This is a genomic window from Arthrobacter sp. NPDC057388 (genome assembly GCF_042668165.1).
Taxonomy (GTDB): domain Bacteria; phylum Actinomycetota; class Actinomycetes; order Actinomycetales; family Micrococcaceae; genus Arthrobacter.
Genome location: NZ_JBHVBL010000009.1, coordinates 59,821 through 77,431, shown reverse-complemented (window position 1 = coordinate 77,431; position 17,611 = coordinate 59,821). Strand labels below are relative to the sequence as shown.

At 66.8% G+C, this 17,611-nt stretch carries 15 protein-coding genes and 1 tRNA gene; 11 read left to right on the top strand and 5 right to left on the bottom strand.

Annotation, left to right across the window (positions count from 1 at the left end):
• Positions 1-7 precede the first annotated feature (7 nt).
• From ACFUTU_RS06650 to ACFUTU_RS06635, 4 genes are all read right to left on the bottom strand, one after another.
• Positions 8-2,779, bottom strand: coding sequence for a discoidin domain-containing protein (locus ACFUTU_RS06650; protein WP_377962287.1), 2,772 nt, complete (start codon positions 2,777-2,779; stop codon positions 8-10).
• Between the two features lie 161 nt (positions 2,780-2,940).
• Complete coding sequence (locus ACFUTU_RS06645; RefSeq protein WP_377962284.1) at positions 2,941-3,345, bottom strand: NUDIX domain-containing protein; 405 nt, start codon at positions 3,343-3,345, stop codon at positions 2,941-2,943.
• A complete protein-coding gene (locus ACFUTU_RS06640; RefSeq protein ID WP_377962281.1) occupies positions 3,342-3,890 on the bottom strand; it encodes a DUF6314 family protein in 549 nt (182 codons plus the stop codon). Before ACFUTU_RS06640 ends, ACFUTU_RS06645 begins: the two co-directional genes overlap by 4 nt.
• 1 nt (position 3,891) lies before the next feature.
• Positions 3,892-3,964 (bottom strand) — tRNA-Arg (locus ACFUTU_RS06635).
• 88 nt (positions 3,965-4,052) lie between these two features.
• On the opposite strand from ACFUTU_RS06635, the gene ACFUTU_RS06630 reads away from it, so the two are divergent.
• Positions 4,053-4,838, top strand: coding sequence for a hypothetical protein (locus tag ACFUTU_RS06630; RefSeq protein WP_377962278.1), 786 nt, complete (start codon positions 4,053-4,055; stop codon positions 4,836-4,838).
• Positions 4,839-4,874: 36 nt separating this feature from the next.
• Here ACFUTU_RS06630 and ACFUTU_RS06625 read toward each other — a convergent pair whose 3' ends face one another.
• Positions 4,875-5,534 carry a hypothetical protein gene (locus tag ACFUTU_RS06625; protein ID WP_377962275.1) on the bottom strand — a complete coding sequence of 220 codons (660 nt, stop codon included), beginning with the start codon at positions 5,532-5,534 and terminating at the stop codon, positions 4,875-4,877.
• An 88-nt stretch (positions 5,535-5,622) separates the two neighbouring features.
• On the opposite strand from ACFUTU_RS06625, the gene ACFUTU_RS06620 reads away from it, so the two are divergent.
• The 10 genes from ACFUTU_RS06620 (at position 5,623) to iolD (ending at position 17,564) form a co-directional block, all read left to right on the top strand.
• On the top strand, positions 5,623-6,471 hold the full coding sequence (locus ACFUTU_RS06620) for an inositol monophosphatase family protein (protein ID WP_377962272.1): 849 nt from the start codon (positions 5,623-5,625) through the stop codon (positions 6,469-6,471).
• Positions 6,472-6,570: 99 nt separating this feature from the next.
• Positions 6,571-9,114 carry a DNA helicase PcrA gene (pcrA, locus tag ACFUTU_RS06615; RefSeq protein ID WP_377962269.1) on the top strand — a complete coding sequence of 848 codons (2,544 nt, stop codon included), beginning with the start codon at positions 6,571-6,573 and terminating at the stop codon, positions 9,112-9,114.
• Positions 9,115-9,182: 68 nt separating this feature from the next.
• On the top strand, positions 9,183-9,839 hold the full coding sequence (locus ACFUTU_RS06610) for a hypothetical protein (RefSeq protein WP_377962437.1): 657 nt from the start codon (positions 9,183-9,185) through the stop codon (positions 9,837-9,839).
• 224 nt (positions 9,840-10,063) lie between these two features.
• Positions 10,064-11,230 carry an ADP-forming succinate--CoA ligase subunit beta gene (gene sucC / locus ACFUTU_RS06605; protein ID WP_377962266.1) on the top strand — a complete coding sequence of 389 codons (1,167 nt, stop codon included), beginning with the start codon at positions 10,064-10,066 and terminating at the stop codon, positions 11,228-11,230.
• Between the two features lie 30 nt (positions 11,231-11,260).
• Positions 11,261-12,163, top strand: a complete 903-nt coding sequence (gene sucD, locus ACFUTU_RS06600; RefSeq protein ID WP_377962263.1) for a succinate--CoA ligase subunit alpha — start codon at positions 11,261-11,263, stop codon at positions 12,161-12,163.
• Positions 12,164-12,344: 181 nt separating this feature from the next.
• On the top strand, positions 12,345-12,818 hold the full coding sequence (locus tag ACFUTU_RS06595; RefSeq protein WP_377962260.1) for an SRPBCC family protein: 474 nt from the start codon (positions 12,345-12,347) through the stop codon (positions 12,816-12,818).
• Positions 12,819-12,988: 170 nt separating this feature from the next.
• Entirely contained in the window at positions 12,989-13,393 is a 405-nt protein-coding gene (locus tag ACFUTU_RS06590; protein WP_377962256.1) for a tautomerase family protein, read from the top strand.
• Between the two features lie 219 nt (positions 13,394-13,612).
• Positions 13,613-14,650, top strand: a complete 1,038-nt coding sequence (gene iolC, locus ACFUTU_RS06585; protein WP_377962253.1) for a 5-dehydro-2-deoxygluconokinase — start codon at positions 13,613-13,615, stop codon at positions 14,648-14,650.
• The gene (locus ACFUTU_RS06580; RefSeq protein ID WP_377962250.1) at positions 14,647-15,597 is read left to right on the top strand and encodes a deoxyribose-phosphate aldolase; all 951 of its coding nucleotides are present in this window, start codon (positions 14,647-14,649) and stop codon (positions 15,595-15,597) included. The genes iolC and ACFUTU_RS06580 overlap by 4 nt, the downstream gene beginning before the upstream one ends.
• 38 nt (positions 15,598-15,635) lie before the next feature.
• Positions 15,636-17,564, top strand: a complete 1,929-nt coding sequence (gene iolD, locus ACFUTU_RS06575) for a 3D-(3,5/4)-trihydroxycyclohexane-1,2-dione acylhydrolase (decyclizing) (RefSeq protein WP_377962433.1) — start codon at positions 15,636-15,638, stop codon at positions 17,562-17,564.
• Positions 17,565-17,611: the final 47 nt, after the last annotated feature.

The window sequence follows — 17,611 nt, the reverse complement described above, 5'->3', positions numbered from 1 at the left end:
TGCCGGCTCACCGGAAGATGTTGTAGTTGCTCCACCCCGCTCCGACGATGGTCCGTGCGCCCCAGATCCCGTTCCGGAAGGGATAGTGGGCCAGCCTGCCGTCACTGAGCCGGCTGAGCAGGCCTTGTTTGCCGGGGGTGAACCCCGTCGTCTTGGTGATGCTGTCCACGATGTTCCAGCTCACGCCGACCACCCGCCTGGTTTCGGGGATGAAGGTGCCGGCCCCCGTGGAGCGGTACAGCAGCAGGTTGCCGTCGCTCCGCTTGGCGAGCAGGTCCTGCTTCCCGTCCTGGTCGAAATCGGCCATGGTGGGATACAGGCCCTGCCAGCCGCTTCCGATCAGGGTGCGGGGGCTGAGCGTGTTTCCTGCGCTGTTGCCGTAGTGCCAGAGTGTTCCGGCGTAGTCGTGGGCGACGATGCTGGGATATTTGTCGGTGGTCCGCCAGCGGCCCAGCACTATCTGGTACTTGCCCCATCCGGACCCGATGTGCTGCGCCGGCGCGAATCCGCCGCCTGGCTTGCCGGCGTAAAGGCTCAGCCGCCCGTCCTTCCACTGCGCGATGATGTCGAAGACACCGTCCACGTTCCAGTCCGTCACGAACCCCTTGTTGAGTCCTGTCCATCCGCTGCCGATTTTGACCCGGGGCTGGAGGCCGCCCTGTCCGGTTGCCCGGTAGTTCCACAGCGTGCCGTCCGGGCCGGCAGCTACCGTGTCTGCGGCGCTGCCGATGGACAGGCGCGCCGTTGAAAGCGGCGTCGCCCGGGGGTCGATCCTGACGGTGGCGGCGACGCTGGGGACCCCGGCGTCGTCCATGGCAAAGAGCAGGTAATTGCCGGGTACGAGGATGCCGGGATCCGCCGGCAGGTTCAAGGAGGCAGTATTGCCCGATACTGAAGTTGCGGTCAGCGGGATGCGCCGCTGATCGGTGTTCACGCTGTGCGTCACGGTGCCCGTCCGCACCAGGGAGAATTTGCTGATCGGCTGGCCGGTGGTCACCGAAATGGTGCTGCCGTTAGCGGCAACGGTCGGCGCGCTGAGGATCTCGGGCCGGACGCGTGCGTTCCCGTTTGCGTCCAACAGATAGGGCGGGGTGAATATCTGTCCGTCGAGGTGGTTGGTGTTGCAGGCACCCGCGCACAGTCCGCCGCCGCCGGCGAAGACGCGGCCGTCCGGAAGGAGCGTGGCCACGCTGTGGTACGCCCGGGGGACGGCCATGGGGGCAAGGGTGGTCCACTGCCCTGTCTCCGGGTTCCAGATCTCCGGCGACATCCTGTTCCCGGTGTCCGTTGCGGTTTCCGGGGTGCCTTTGCCGCCAATCACAAGCACCTGGCCGTCGGGCAGCGCCACCCCGTTGGCGTATTGCCGGGTGTGCTCCATGCTCGCGGTCGGGGCCACTGTGACCCCGTTGTTGATGTCGATGGTGTAGGCCTTCGCCGTGGGCGGGACCCCGGCATAGGCGGTGGCCCCGCCCACCGTCAGGATCTTCCCGACGTCGTACATCACGGCGTTGCCGTTCATCGCGTCTGCGCTGTCCGCACGGAACCCGGCCGGCGTGATGGTGCCGGCTCCCGTGGTGGAGATCCAGTTCATCTGGCGGCTTGGGCCGGCCTGGAAGACCTGCCCGCCCGGGGCGGCAAACAGCCAGGCATGGTTGTCCGAACGGAAGTCGCCCCCGGGATCGTTGGTCAGGATACTGTTGGACAGCACATTGGGAAGCGCGCGCCAGCCGCCTGCTTCGGACCACAGTTCGCCGTGCTTGTTACCGAGGCCGCCGGACCACGACCCGCCTATGGTGAACACTTCACCCGTGGACGTGGTCACACTGGACTGGTATCCGCGCGCGATAAGCATTGGCGGCCCCGAGGTCCAGGCGTTCGTCGCGGGGTCATACAGGCTGGTTTTGGTGGTGCTGCTGCCTCCCGTGACCATGATCCGGCCGTCCGGCAGCATCGAAATGCCCGGGCAGAACATGTCGTGGCCGGTGTTGGACACTTCAGCCTGGGTCACTTCACCGGTGGTGAGGTTCAGAATGGATGTCTGGGTCAGGCCTCCGCCGCCGGCGTACATGGCGGGCGCGCTGGCGGACCACGTCAGCAGCCGGTTGTCCGGCAACAGTGCCGCCGCCGCCGGGACAATCGGGAAGTTGATGGTGGGACCCCAGGACCCCAACAGGCCGGAACCCTCTTCCTGGGCTGGCGGAGTGCTGGCAGCCCCACCAACCAGATTGATCTCTGCGGCACTGCTCCAGGGCCCGCGGCCGCCGGCCTCGGTGATGGCCTGGAGCCGGACGTAGCGCGCAGCCACGGCAGTGAATGTCACGCTTTTCTCTTCGCTGCTGTCAGCCCAGGTACCGCTGGCAACGGGCGGCTCCCAGGTGGCGCCGTCAGTGCTCACCGTGATCTCGAAGCTGCCGATCCTGCCGTCCGGGACATCGGGACGCGGAAGATAGCGGAACCCCGAGATGGGTTGGATTGTCCCGGTGTCTATGGTGATGGTGTGGGGCAGCGGCTCAGTGCCTGCGCTGACCCAATAAGTGGTGGCATCTCCATCAAGAACGTTGGCCGCCAAGCCGTTTTCACCGGAGGCTTCTTCGTCGCTGGCCGTCGCTGTCCATCCGGTGCGGGGCAGTGGAAGCGGAACGGGCTCTGCCGCGGCAGCCGGCAGTGCGGCGAAGTGGCTGTGAAGTCCTGTGGTGCCCGATGAATCGTTCGGAGCCACTGCCACGTATCCCGTGGTCAGCAGCATCGCCACAATGAGCGCGGACCTAAACCGACGCATCTCCGTCTCCCCCCGGATCCAGTTGACCGATGACAGGACGAAGCTAGGGTCGGGGGCTTGCGAAAACCTTGGCCGCTGCCGCGGGAAGTGGGCGGCCCGCGATCAGCCCGAAGCCGGAAACGGCGGGTGAAAATCGCGGTGCCGGCCCGGGGCCGGAGGGGTCAGCGCCCGGTGTGCACCAGCGCCGGAAGGATATGCTCCGTGAGCAGCGGTGCCAGGTCGCCGGGCCATTCCGCAGCGATGTCCAGCCAGCGGATTTCGGCGATCTCGGCGGACGGGTGCGCCGCCCAGGCGCCCGGCGCGCTGAAGACCGTGGCCTCGATTTCCGTGGCGGCCTCGTTGGCGGCGTCGGCCAGCCAGACGCCCATGAGCGTCAGTTCGCGGGGATCGACAATGATGCCGACCTCCTCCTGCAGTTCCCGTGCCGCGGCCTGCACCGCCGTCTCGCCGGGCTCGGGCTTGCCTCCCGGGTGCATGAACTTGTCCGTGCCGCGTTTGCGGACGGTCAGGAGCCGGCCGGCGCTGTCATAGACACACACGGCGGAGACGATGATGCGCGGATTCACGGATTCGAGCCTAACCCGTCGGGTGCTGTGGCGGCGGGCAGCCGGCGCAGCACTGATTGCAGCAACAGGTCCTTGCGCGGGCCGGTGACATCCCAGGCGTAGCTGAACTCGTCGTCGCCGTGGCGGACATAGGTGACCCGGTAGGTGTCCGGATCGCACCAGTGACGGTCCTGGCTGGCCTCCGGAGAGAAGCTCATCCGGTGGAACGGCCGCCCGTCGGGAAAGAACATGTCCATGGCGTCCGGCGTCTGCGCCGGCCTGAGCAGATAGTCACGGGTGGCGGGGCCGGTGAAGGTTTCACCGTCCCCGGCCGGCCAGTTCACGGAGGGCCACATTACGGTCCCTTCCTCGTGGAAGCGGAGCCCGTCGTCGTCGGGGGAAAAAATCACGACGCCGGCAAAGGTTCCGCGGGTGCCCGCGGCCCGGTCCAGCATGGTCCGTTCCACGGACCATCGCCCTGGCCCGGCAGGGCCGGGGGATGGGGGCTCTGCCGGCGTTGCGCCCAGCAGATAGTCGCGGAGCCCGGACGGATGCTGCAGATTCAAGTGCCCTCGATTGGAATCGAACCAACGACACCGGCTTTAGGAGAGCCGTGCTCTATCCACTGAGCTACGAGGGCGGGCGCCCGCCGCGGCCGGCGTTGTGGACCGGCCCCTTCGGGCACGCCTATAAGCATACAAGGTGACGGCGCGTACTACGCTCTTGGCATGGCCGCCGCAGCTCATGTCCCCGCGTTTCGGGAAACGTTCCTGCCAGACACCGCCTCGACACGGCAGTATGTCGGGGCGTGGGCGGTGCTCAGCGTCGTCCAGTATTTCGTCGCCGAGGCCGCCGTCATCGGCGCCTGGGCCGGACCGGACCCCTACAGCCGGCGGACCGGGCTCATCAGCGACCTGGGGGCCGTCACGTGCGGGCTGTACGACGGCCGCAGCGTCTGTTCGCCGCTGCACGTGCTGATGAACGCCTCCTTTGTGGTGCAGGGCCTGGGAATGCTGCTGGGGGCGCTGCTGCTGAGTTCTGCGCTGCTGCGGGTGGCCGCCCGGGCCGGCGTCCGGGTCATGGCGAGCCACACGGGGGAAGTGCCCTGGTACACGGCGGTGGCGGTGCGGCTCCTGACCGGGGCCGCGGGCACCGGCACGATCATCGTCGGGCTCGTCCCGGAGGACCTGGAAACGGGCTGGCACTACACCGGAGCCGTCATGTACTTCATCGGCGGCTCCCTGGCGCTGCTGCTCCTCGGTGCACTGTGGCTCCGGCAGTCGCCGCTGGGCTGGCTTGTCCTGGCCGCCGGCGCCGTAGCCTCTGCGGCGCTCGTCACGGCCGCCTTTACCGGCCTGGACGTCCCCGAGCCGGGGACATTGGAACGGCTGATGGGCTATCCCATCACCATTGGCCTCTCGGCTGCCGGCCTCGTGATCGCCCAGCGGGTCCGGCAGGAGCGGCAGGTGCGCAGGGCGCTTGCAGCCAGGGCCCGGGTGGCGGGGAGCGCCTGAAGTTCCCTGCCTGGTCTTCTGGCCGAGGGTTCCTGCCTACGCTTCCTGGCCCGGTCCGGCCGGCTGGCCTGCGGCCTTCTTCGAGGACCGCCGTCCCAGGAACACGGCGGCGCCGCCGGCGAGGAGGCTGGCCACGAACAGCACCCAGCCGGCCACGGTGAGGCCCGATGCCAAGGCGACCTGGCCGGCGTCGGGATTCACGGCCGCGATCATGGCATCAATGGTGACGTTGCCCCACAGCCGGACCGCCACGAACAGCAGCGGCAGTGCCCACAGCGCCCAGCGCAGCGCCTTCCGGGCAACGTTGGTCCCGATCAGCAGCAGCCACGTGAAGCCGAAGATCAGCGGAAACAGGGTGCCCGCCGTCTTGTGGACGTAATTCAGCTGGCCGCGGGCGTCGCCGTCCAGGGCGCGGCGGAGCTGTTCGGCGTAGCCAGCGTCGAAACCGCCCACCAGGGAATCGGGCATGGCAAGCCCGCCGGAGAGCTGCGTGAGCTGGTTCAGTGTCAGCAGGTGCAGGTACCAGAACAGGAACAGGCTGGCCACCAGGCCGGCGATGACGATCAGGTTGGCATTGTTCTGCGCCTTCGCGGGCGAGCGGTCGGTGCCGGGGTTGATCACCGGCGGAAGATGGTGCTGGGGAACTGCGGCCCTTGCGCCGTGCTTCTTGATCCGCTGTGCAGGTGTCTTGGCCATGCGTCCATTATCGCCCGCCGCAGGCTGCCTCTGCTGTGCAGTGAACCATCGCTGTGCAGGGCGGGCCCGGCGCCGATAGGGTGGGACCGTGACGGAACTGGGCAGACACAAACTGGGCAAACACAGCGCCACCAACCTGAGCCCCGAGCTCGATGACTATGAGCTGGCCGCCGAACTGGTCCGCGAGGCCGGGCAGCTCGCGCTGCTGATGCGGCAGGGCGGCCTCGACGCGCAGCGCAAAACCTCGATCTCCGACGTCGTCACCGCCGCGGACCATGCTGCCGAAGCGTACGTCCTCGAGCAGCTGCAGCGATGCCGCCCCGACGACGGCGTCCTGGGTGAGGAAGGTGCCGCGGTGCGCGGAAGCAGCGGGCGGACCTGGGTCATCGACCCGGTGGACGGCACCTACAACTTCCTGCAGGGCTCCACGTACTGGTGTTCGGCGATTGCCCTCAAGGACGACTCCGACGTGCTCCTCGGCGCCATTTTCCAGCCCGAGGAGGGCAAGCTCTGGGTCGGCGGGAAGCAACGCCCCACCACCCTCAACGGCGACCCCGTCACCACCTTCCGGGAGGACGGAAACAACCGGAACGCCGCCGACCTCTCGCACCTCGGCGCCGCCACCTATATCCACCCGCGCTGGCTCGCCGACCCCATGTGCGCCATGCCATGGCACGCCGCTGCCACCTCGGCTGCGACGCTGCGGATGCTCGGCTCCGGCTCCTGCGACCTGGGGCGCGTCGCCGACGGCCAGCTTGGCTGCTGGTTCCAGCACAGCTGCCCCGAATGGGACTGGCTTCCGGGAAAGGCGATCGTTACGGCCGCCGGCGGAGTGGCCGGCAGCGTCCACGTCAACGGCCTGGAATGGTTCATGGCGGGAGGAACGACGGCGGTGCACCAGCTGCGTGCCGCGCTCGAGTCCGGTTCGGTCGACTAGTTTCCCGCCCCGGCTTTCAAGCGAGGGAGCGCCGCGGCGCGCCGGTTATCCACAGGGCGGATTCGAGTGTCAGCCCCACCGCCTAGACTTGTAGTCACCATGGATATGTTGTTTGACCCCTATGCTGACGGTCCGTTCAAGGCTGGTTCCCACGCCGGTGCCATCACCAAGTCACGCCCCGAGAACGGGCTGATGACGCCTGCGTTCGGCGGTGGCCCGGCCGAATCCGCAGGCCACACGGCAGTTGGTCACCCGGCAGTTGGGCAGGAGGCGGGCCACGCTGAGGAGCACGCACGGCACCAGTTCCCCGATGCCGGGGCGCTGCTGGCAGGGCTGAACCCGCAGCAGGAGGAAGCGGTCAAACATTCCGGCAGCGCACTGCTGATTGTGGCCGGCGCCGGCTCGGGGAAAACCCGTGTCCTCAGTAACCGGATCGCCTACCTGATCGCCACCAAGCGGGCCCACCACGGCGAGATCCTGGCCATCACGTTCACCAACAAGGCCGCCGCGGAAATGCGGGAGCGCATCGAGGCCCTGGTGGGCGGCCGGGCCAAGGCCATGTGGATCTCCACGTTCCACTCGTCCTGCGTCCGGATCCTGCGCCGCGAGGCCGCGAACGTCGGGCTGAAGTCCAACTTTTCCATCTATGACTCCGCTGATTCCCTCCGGCTGATCACGCTGGTGGCCAAGAACCTGGACCTCGACCCCAAGAAGTTCGCCCCCAAGGCCATCCAGCACAAGATCTCCGCGCTCAAGAACGAACTCATCGACGACGACGCCTTCGCGGCCGCCGCCAACCACAGCGACCCGTTCGAAAGCGCCGTGGCCGATGTCTTCAAGGGCTACACCCAGCGGCTTCGCCAGGCCAACGCCATGGACTTCGATGACCTGATCGCGCAGACCGTCTACATGTTCCGGGCGTTCCCGGCGCTCGCAGATTCCTACCGGCGCCGGTTCCGGCATGTCCTGGTGGACGAATACCAGGACACCAACCACGCGCAGTACGCCCTGGTCCGCGAGATCGTCGGCGAGGGTCCGGGCGCGGCGGAACTGACCGTCGTCGGCGACTCGGACCAGTCGATCTACGCCTTCCGCGGCGCGGACATCCGCAACATCGTGGAGTTCGAGAAAGACTACCCGGACGCCCACACCATCAAGCTGGAACAGAACTACCGTTCCACCCAGAACATCCTGAGCGCGGCCAACTCGGTCATCTCCCGGAACCCCAACCGCCCGGAGAAGAGGCTGTGGACCGCGGAGGGTGAGGGCCACAAGATCATCGGCTATGTGGGCGAAAACGAGCACGACGAAGCCCAGTTCATCGCCAAGGAAATCGACCGGCTGCAGGACGAAGACAACCTCCGCCCCGGCGACGTCGCCATCTTCTACCGCACCAACGCGCAGTCACGTTCCATCGAAGATGTCCTGGTGCGCGTTGGCCTGCCGTACAAGGTGGTGGGCGGCACCAGGTTCTACGAGCGCAAGGAAATCAAGGACGCCCTGGCCTACCTGCGGGTTCTGGTCAATGCGGACGACGACGTCAACCTCCGGCGCGTGCTCAACGAACCCAAACGCGGCATCGGCGACCGCGCCGAGGGTGCGGTGGCCGCACTGGCCGAACGGGAACGCATCTCGTTCATGGCGGCTGCGCGCCGCGCCGACCAGGCACCCGGCATGGCCACCCGGTCCGTGAATGCGGTGCTCGGGTTCGTGAAGCTCCTGGATGACCTCGCCGAGGTGGCCGCAGGCTCCGGTGCCGCCGCCGCGCTCGAGGCCGTGCTCGAACAGACGGGCTACCTCGCCACGCTGCGCTCCAGCACCGACCCGCAGGACGAGTCCCGGGTGGAGAACCTTGCCGAGCTCGTCGCCGTCGTGCGTGAATACGAGCAGGAAAACCCGGAAGGGTCGCTCGAGGCCTTCCTGGAACAGGTTTCCCTCGTCGCCGACGCCGACCAGATCCCGGACGCCCCGGGCGCGGACATCGACGCCGCGGTGGCGGAGGCCAAGCGGCTGGGCGTGGTCACGCTCATGACGCTCCACACCGCCAAGGGCCTGGAATTCCCGGTGGTGTTCCTTACCGGCATGGAGCACGGGCTCTTCCCGCACCAGCGCTCCGCCACGGACCCCAAGGAACTGGCGGAGGAGCGGCGGCTTGCCTATGTGGGACTGACACGCGCCCGGAAGCGGCTGTACGTCACGCGGTCCGAGGTCCGCAACATGTGGGGGCAGAGCCAGTACAACCCGGCCAGCCAGTTCCTGGAGGAAATTCCTTCCGAGCTTGTCGAATGGAAGCGTGAGGGCACCAGCCGGCAGGTAGGAGGCTGGGGGAGCGGGGCGTCCATCGGGTCGAGCCGGTACAGCGGTTCCTTTTGGGGCGCTGGAACAGCCCGGGGCAACAGGGCAGACTCCTCCGCAGGCTTCAACGCCGACGTTCCTGCCTCCGTGGCCAAAAACCGGGTGCAGCCGCAGAAGGAAGTCATCGCGGTCAGCGTGGGGGACAAGGTCAACCACACCAGCTTCGGCAACGGCACCGTCCTCGCCGTTGAAGGCGCCGGGGACAAGACCGTGGCCAAGGTGAAGTTCGACGTCGGCGAGAAGCGGCTGCTGCTGCGGTACGCGCCTCTGACCAAGGTCGACGCCTGACCGTGCCGCCACGCCCGGAACGCGTTGCCGCGCGGCTGGCCGTGCTGGCATGCGCCGCGTTGTCCACCATGACGCTGGCCGGCTGTTCCGTGACCGTCGCGGATCCGGACTACACCCCGCCGCCGCCGCTGCCGGCCATCGAACAGCTGAAACAGGCCCCGCTCACTGACCCCGCCCCATTCGCGGCCGGGGAGGATGTGCTGGCGTTTGTCACCGCTGACCGGAACATCGTGTGCGCACTGACGTCCGCCCGCGGTCCGCACCTGAACCTGCCGTACGAAGCCAACAACTTCGGCGATCCGGACAACACAAAACTGGCCACCGTGCCTGTGGCGCACTGCGAGCTCGCCGTGTACCCGGCACCGGCGGCTGCGGACGTCAGCGACAACTGCTCGGGGACCGGCCTCGGCTACCTCGGCGGTGCGGCACTCCTGACGCCCGACCGCGCCCGCTACGGCGAATGCCGGTCCGGCGTTACGCAGATGGAAACCGAGTACGGGCCCAAGGGAAGAGCCGGCGGACCCGTCTCCGAACTGCCCGTCCTGGCCGACGGCGGCAACCTCGAACGCAACGGCCTCCGGTGCTCCGCCTACCGCTTCGGGGTGGCCTGCGGAAACGTCTCGGCCGGCGTCGGTTTCTTTATCAGCCGGGATCATTACGAACTCATCGCCGCGAAGGGCAAAAACGCCCAAACGGCGCCAGCCCAAGCCTCAAAAACCCCGTAATCACGCGGTTTTTCTACGTTCCATAGAATAGTGTCCTTACTCACAGAACAGGTAGTCTGGAACGGGCCGGTCGCTCCGAAGGACTAAAGTTCCCAAAGGAGCAATACGCCGCGTGGCTCGTTTCCGGACTTGCCGCGGGACGTGTAAATTCCGCAGCCCGGCCCGCACCTTTGGGTGTTTTCCGGCTGTACAGAAACTACTTCGACGTAGAAGGACACTAAACCGTGGACCTGTTTGAATATCAGGCGCGCGATATGTTCGAAGCGCACGGTGTACCCGTGCTCGCCGGCATCGTGGCGCACACCCCTGAAGAAGCAAAGGCAGCTGCCGAGAACATCGGCGGCGTAACTGTCGTCAAGGCACAGGTTAAGGTCGGTGGCCGCGGCAAGGCCGGCGGCGTCAAGGTCGCCAAGTCAGCCGATGAGGCACTTGAGCACGCCACCAACATCCTGGGCATGGACATCAAGGGCCACACCGTCAATAAGGTGATGATCGCCCAGGGTGCGGACATCGCCGAAGAGTTCTATTTCTCCATCCTGCTGGACCGCGCCAACCGCAACTACCTGGCCATGTGCTCGGTGGAAGGCGGCATGGAAATCGAGCAGCTCGCCGTCGAGCGCCCCGAGGCCCTTGCCAAGGTTGCCATCGATCCCGCCGTGGGCGTTGACCAGGCCAAGGCCGACGAGATCGTCGCCGCCGCCGGCTTCTCTGCCGAGCTGGCCCCCAAGGTCTCCGCAGTCATCCTGAAGCTGTGGGACGTTTTCAAGAAGGAAGACGCCACCCTGGTCGAGGTGAACCCGCTGGTCCGCACCGGCGCCGGTGACATCGTCGCCCTGGACGGCAAGGTCTCCCTCGACGAGAACGCCGACTTCCGCCACGTGCACCACGCCGAGCTGGAGGACAAGGACGCCGCCGACCCGCTGGAAGCCAAGGCCAAGGCGCAGGACCTCAACTACGTGAAGCTGGACGGCGAAGTGGGCATCATCGGCAACGGCGCCGGTCTCGTGATGTCCACCCTCGACGTCGTCGCTTACGCCGGCGAGAACCACGGCAACGTTAAGCCCGCCAACTTCCTGGACATCGGCGGCGGAGCCTCCGCCGAGGTCATGGCTGCCGGCCTGGACGTCATCCTGGGCGACCAGCAGGTCAAGAGCGTTTTTGTAAACGTCTTCGGCGGCATCACCGCCTGTGACGCTGTGGCCAAGGGCATCGTCGGCGCCCTTGCCGAACTCGGCTCCTCCGCCAACAAGCCGCTGGTTGTCCGCCTTGACGGCAACAACGTCGAAGAAGGCCGCCGCATCCTCACCGAGGCCAACCACCCGCTGGTGACCCTGGCAGCAACCATGGACGAGGGCGCCGACAAGGCCGCCGAGCTCGCCAACGCCCGCTGATCGAGCCTGTCGAGATCTAGGAAAGAAAACATGTCTATCTACCTGAACAAGGATTCCAAGGTCATCGTCCAGGGCATCACCGGTGGCGAAGGTACCAAGCACACCGCCCTGATGCTCAAGGCCGGCACCAACATCGTCGGCGGCGTGAACGCCCGCAAGGCCGGCACCACCGTGCTGCACGGCGACAAGGAAATCACCGTTTTTGGCACCGTCAAGGAAGCCATCGCGGAGACCGGCGCTGACGTCTCGATCGTCTTCGTGCCGCCGGCATTCACCAAGGCCGCCGTGGTCGAGGCCATCGAAGCCGGCATCGGCCTCGTGGTTGTCATCACCGAAGGCGTGCCGGTCCAGGACTCTGCCGAGTTCTGGGCACTGGCACAGGCCACGGTCGACGCCGACGGCAACCAGGTCACCCGCATCATCGGACCGAACTGCCCCGGCATCATCACGCCGGGCGAGGCCCTCGTGGGCATCACGCCGGCCAACATCACCGGCAAGGGCCCCATCGGCCTGGTCTCTAAGTCCGGCACCCTGACCTACCAGATGATGTACGAACTGCGCGACCTTGGCTTCTCCACGGCCATCGGCATCGGCGGTGACCCGATCATCGGCACCACCCACATCGACGCCCTGGCCGCGTTCGAGGCTGACCCGGAGACCAAGGCCATCGTGATGATCGGCGAAATCGGCGGCGACGCCGAAGAGCGTGCAGCCGACTTCATCAAGGCCAACGTCACCAAGCCGGTCGTCGGCTACGTGGCAGGCTTTACCGCGCCGGAAGGCAAGACCATGGGCCACGCAGGCGCCATCGTCTCCGGTTCCGCCGGTACCGCCCAGGCGAAGAAGGAAGCCCTCGAGGCTGCCGGCGTGAAGGTCGGCAAGACGCCGTCCGAGACCGCGAAGCTGCTGCGCGAGGTCTACGCCGCGCTCTAAGCCGCGCCTCAGGCAACGCGGGGTCACTCCCAGCCCAATCCTCCCCCCGGATTGGGCGCCGGGTGACCCCGCGTTTCTGCGTTTAAGGGAGACCTCTTGCGCGCCATCAGACAGGGGTCTACTTTGATGCCGTACTCCGCTCAAGGGCCGCCTTCCGCGGCGGCAGTGACAAGGACCGATCATGAGCAATGCACTCAATTTCACAGTCCCGGACGGCGTCCCCTTCATTGACTGGCAGCGGGAGTTCGACCTTCCGGTGTCGGCGGTCTTCCGCGCCCACCAGGAGCCCGGACTGGTTCAACAGTGGCTGGGCCCGCGGGGCACGAACGTGGAGATCGACCACTACGACTTCCGTTCCGGCGGGAGCTATCTCTACAACCATGCCGGCACCGATGGCGTGACCCACGCAGCCAACGGAATCTTCCACACCGTCCGGGAAAACGAGTTCGCCGTCCAGACGTTTGAATTCAGCGGCTACCCGGATTTGGTGATGATCGAATTCACGAACTTCGAAGACCTGGGCGGCGGGCGCTGCCGGCTCCGCGGCCACCTGGTCTGTCCCACGGTGGAAGCCCGGGACGGGATGGCCCAGCCAGACATGGAAACCGGCATGCGCGACGGCTACGAGCGGCTCGAAGAGCTGCTCGGTCAATAGGTGCGCGGCACCACTTGCCAGTCCGACGGCGGTCGGTGACTTTTGCCCGAAACGTCACCGGCCGCCGTCGGGCTTCAAGCGCAGGCCCAGCGGTGCCAGTCAGGACGACCCCTCTTGCGCTTGAAAGTCACTTTGATAGTATGTCAGTACAAACTATCAAAGGAGATGCAATGCCGCTCGTACGAATCGACGTCCACTCGGGCCGCTCCCAGGAAGACCTCAACCTCCTCAGCCGAGGCATCCACGACGCCATCCTGGCTGAATACGGCATCCCGGAGCGGGACTACTTCCATATCGTCACCGAACACGCCCCGGGGCAGATCGTGGCCCAGGATGCCGGCCTTGGTTTCGAGCGGACGCGGGACGTCGTGATGATCCAGATCTTCACGCAGGGCGGACGCAGCCAGGAGGCGAAGCAGAGCCTGTTTGCGGCAGTCGCGGAAAAGCTGGGGACTCTGGGGGTGGCCGGCGAAGATGTCTTTATCGGCTATGTCGAGAACACTGCGGGTGACTGGTCCTTCGGTTTTGGCCGCGCACAGTACGTCACAGGAGAGCTTTCCGTACCCAAGAAATAGGGGGACAAAAGGCCTCAGGGCCACGCCTTGTGGTCCTGAAATGCCCGCGTCAGCCCTGACTTCTGCTCGTTGTAAATATGTCAGTACAAACCTTTGACAGGACAAAAATTCTAGGGCACAGTAGTCCTTGTGGTCCCGCTCACGGGGCCCGGAACGCCGGAGCCTTGGCCGTTCGACTGCCTAGAGGTTGAGATCCAAAAAGAAAGGTCCACGATCACCGTGACCCACGAACTGCTCACGATCGGGCGCATCAGCGTTGATATTTACCCGAACGACATCGGGGTTGGCCTGGAGGATGTTTCGTCCTTCGGCAAGTACCTTGGCGGCTCCCCGTCCAACGTTGCTGTCGCCGCCGCCCGCCATGGCCGGCGCACGGGCGTTATCACCCGCACCGGGGATGACCCGTTCGGTGCGTACCTGCACCGCGAACTGGAAAAGTTCGGCGTTGATGATTCCTTTGTCTCCCCGGTTGCGGGCCTGCAGACGCCGGCGACGTTCTGCGCCATCATGCCCGAGACGCACGAGTTCCCGCTGTACTTTTACGGCCGCTTTCCCACGGCACCGGACCTGCAGATCAGGGCCGATGAGCTCGACACGGACGCGATCCGGAACGCACGGATATTCTGGTCCACGGTGACGGGCCTGTGCCAGGAGCCTTCCCGCACCGCGCATGTTGCAGCGCACGAGGCGCGGCCGCGCACCGGCCTCAAAGAGGGCCAGTACACCATTCTGGACCTGGACTACCGTCCGATGTTCTGGGCTTCCGAGGAGGAGGCCCGGGAGCAGGTGGCGCGGATCCTGCCCCACGTGACCGTTGCGATCGGCAACGACGAGGAATGCTCCGTGGCCGTGGGCCCGGGAACCCCGGATGAGCAGGCCGACCGGCTGCTGGACGCCGGCGTGGAGATCGCCGTCGTGAAGCTCGGCCCCGAAGGCGTGATGGCCAAGACCCGCACCGAACGCGTGGTGTCCGCCCCGGTCCCGGTGGAGACGGTCAACGGCCTGGGGGCCGGGGATTCTTTCGGCGGCGCCTTCGTGCACGGCCTGCTCTCGGGCTGGCCGCTGGCCCAGGTCCTGGACTACGCCAACGCGGCCGGCGCGATCGTCGCTTCCCGGCTGTCCTGCGCGGATGCGATGCCGACGCCAGGCGAGGTCACCTCGCTGTTGGCCGAACGCGGACGTTTGGTCCCCGGCGATGCTGTCCCCGGCAAGGACTCTGTTCCCACTGCACTTACCCCTGAAGGAGCGGCCCTGTGAGCCTGCACCCCGGCACCGCAACCCTGGCGGTGGATGACGACCCCCGCCGTTACGAGCACCTGAGCACCATCCGCCTCGAAGACCCCGAGGCAGTGGCCCGTGCCGCGAAGGCACGCCGTCGCCACCCCGGCCTGAAGTACGGGCGGCAGAACTTCATCGTCGCCGCCGATCACCCGGCCCGCGGCGCCCTCGCCGTCGGCAACGACCCGGTGGCCATGGCGGACCGCCGCCAGCTCCTGGACAGGTTGCAGATCGCGCTGGCCAACCCCGCCGTTGACGGTGTTCTGGCCTCGCCGGACATCATGGATGACCTGCTGCTCCTGGGCGCGTTGGAGGGCAAGCTGGTGTTTGGTTCGATGAACCGCGGCGGGCTGTCGGGTCTGGTCAACGAGTTCGATGACCGTTTCACGGGTCACACCGCCGCCGCGCTGGAGGCTCTGGGCGCCGACGGCGGGAAGATGCTGACCCGGATCTGCCTGGGCGACCCGGACACCGTGGCCACCCTCGAAGCGACCGCCAAGGCGATCGATTCACTGGCCGAGCGGAAGCTCATCGCCATGGTGGAGCCGTTCCTGTCCGTCCGGGAGAACGGCCGGGTCCGCAACGACCTGTCCACGGACGCCGTGATCAAGTCGATCGGCATCGCCGAGGGCCTGGGGTCAACCAGTGCCTATACATGGATGAAGCTGCCGGTCGTGGATCAGATGGAACGCGTCATGGCCGCGACCACCATGCCCACCGTGCTGCTGGGCGGGGACCCGGCCGGCAGCCAAGACGAGGTGTTCGCCACCTGGGGAGCCGCCCTTGCCCTCCCGGGCGTGCAGGGCCTTACCGTGGGCCGCACCCTGCTCTACCCGGCCGACGGTGACGTTGCCGGGGCTGTCGCCGCGGCCGCTTCCCTCTTGCACCACACCGCGTCACCCTTCACCGCAGAAGTATCGGAGTAGCTCCCATGGAGACGAAAACAGGAACTGGAACCCGCCGGATGACCGTGGCGCAGGCCGTGGTCGAGTATCTTTCCAAGCAGTACACCGTCGATTCCGTGGGTGGGGTCGATTTCCGTGAGCGGCTGATCCCGGGCACGTTCGGTATTTTCGGGCACGGGAACGTGGCCGGCGTGGGCCAGGCCCTGAAGCAGTACCAGTCCCAGGACCCGCGGATCATGCCCTACTACCAGGGCCGGAACGAACAGGCCCAGGTCCACCAGGCCGTCGGCTACGCCCGGCACACCCGCCGCCGCCAGACCTACGCGGTCAGCACCTCGATCGGCCCGGGTTCCTCCAACCTGCTCACCGGCGCCGCGCTGGCCACCACGAACCGCCTGCCGGTCCTGCTGCTCCCCTCGGACACGTTCGCAACGCGGGCGGCGGACCCGGTCCTGCAGCAGCTCGAACAGCCCTACGCCTACGACCTGACCGTCAACGACGCGTTCCGGCCCCTGTCCAAGTTCTTCGACCGCGTCACCCGCCCGGAGCAGCTGTTCTCCGCGTTCCACCACGGCCTGCGCGTCCTCACCGACCCGGCCGAAACCGGCGCGGTGACCATCTCGCTGCCGCAGGACGTCCAGGCCGAAGCGTTCGACATCCCCGAGGAATTCCTGGCCGAGCGGGAGTGGCGAATCCGCCGCCCGGAAGCGGACGACGACGACATCGCCCGCGCCGCCGCAGCGATCCGCGCCGCGAAGCGGCCGCTGATCATCGCCGGCGGCGGCGTCCTCTACGCCTACGCCACCGACGAACTCGCAAAGTTCGCGGAACTGACCGGGATCCCGGTCGGCAACACGCAGGCCGGCGTCGGCGTCCTGCCGTGGGACCACAAATACTCCCTCGGCGCGATCGGTTCGACGGGCACGACGGCGGCCAACGCCATCGCCGCCGAAGCGGACCTGATCATCGGCATCGGCACCCGCTACGAGGACTTCACCACCGCCTCCCGCACCGCGTTCCAGAACCCCGACGTGCGCTTCGTGAACATCAACGTCGCAGCCATTGATGCGTACAAGCACGGCACGCACCTGCCGATCGTCGCCGACGCCCGCAAGGCCCTCGTCAAGCTGAACCAGGCCCTCGGCGGCTACCGCGTCGGCGCCGACCTCGAACAGCAGATCGCCGCCGAGAAGGCACGCTGGGACGCGACCGTGGACGAGGCCTTCGATACCCGGTACACGCCGCTGCCGGCGCAGAACGAGATCATTGGCGCCACCAACCGGGCCATGGACGCCCAGGACGTGGTGATCTGCGCGGCCGGTTCGCTGCCCGGTGACCTGCACAAGATGTGGCGGGTCCGGGACCCGTTCGGTTACCACGTCGAATACGCCTACTCCTGCATGGGCTACGAAATCCCGGGCGGCCTGGGCGTCAAGCGCGCCGCGATCGCCGAAGCCAAATCGGGGGGTGAGAAGCGCGACGTCGTCGTGATGGTGGGGGACGGTTCCTACCTGATGATGCACACCGAACTGGTCACCGCCGTCGCCGAACGGATCAAGCTGATCGTGGTCCTGATCCAGAACCACGGCTACGCCTCCATTGGCTCCCTCTCGGAGATGCTGGGTTCGCAGCGCTTCGGCACCCAGTACCGGGCCCTGGACGAGGAACACCACTCCTTCGACGAGGGCGAGCGGCTCCCGGTGGACCTGGCCCTGAATGCCGAATCCCTCGGCGTGAAGGTCATCCGGATCGAACCGGGGGAGAAGGCCATCGCCGAACTCGAACAGGCCATCCGCGACGCCAAGGCCGCCCCGGAAACCGGCGGCCCGATCGTGATCCACGTCGAGTCCGACCCGCTGCTGGACGCCCCGTCCTCCGAGTCCTGGTGGGACGTGCCCGTCTCCGCGGTTTCCGAACTGGAGTCCACGCAGCAGGCGTTCAAGACCTACACCGACCACAAGAACCGCCAGCGCAAACTGCTCGGTTAAATCCCCCCCAACGCTTTCCGACCAGCTACAGACCAAGGAAGTCATTA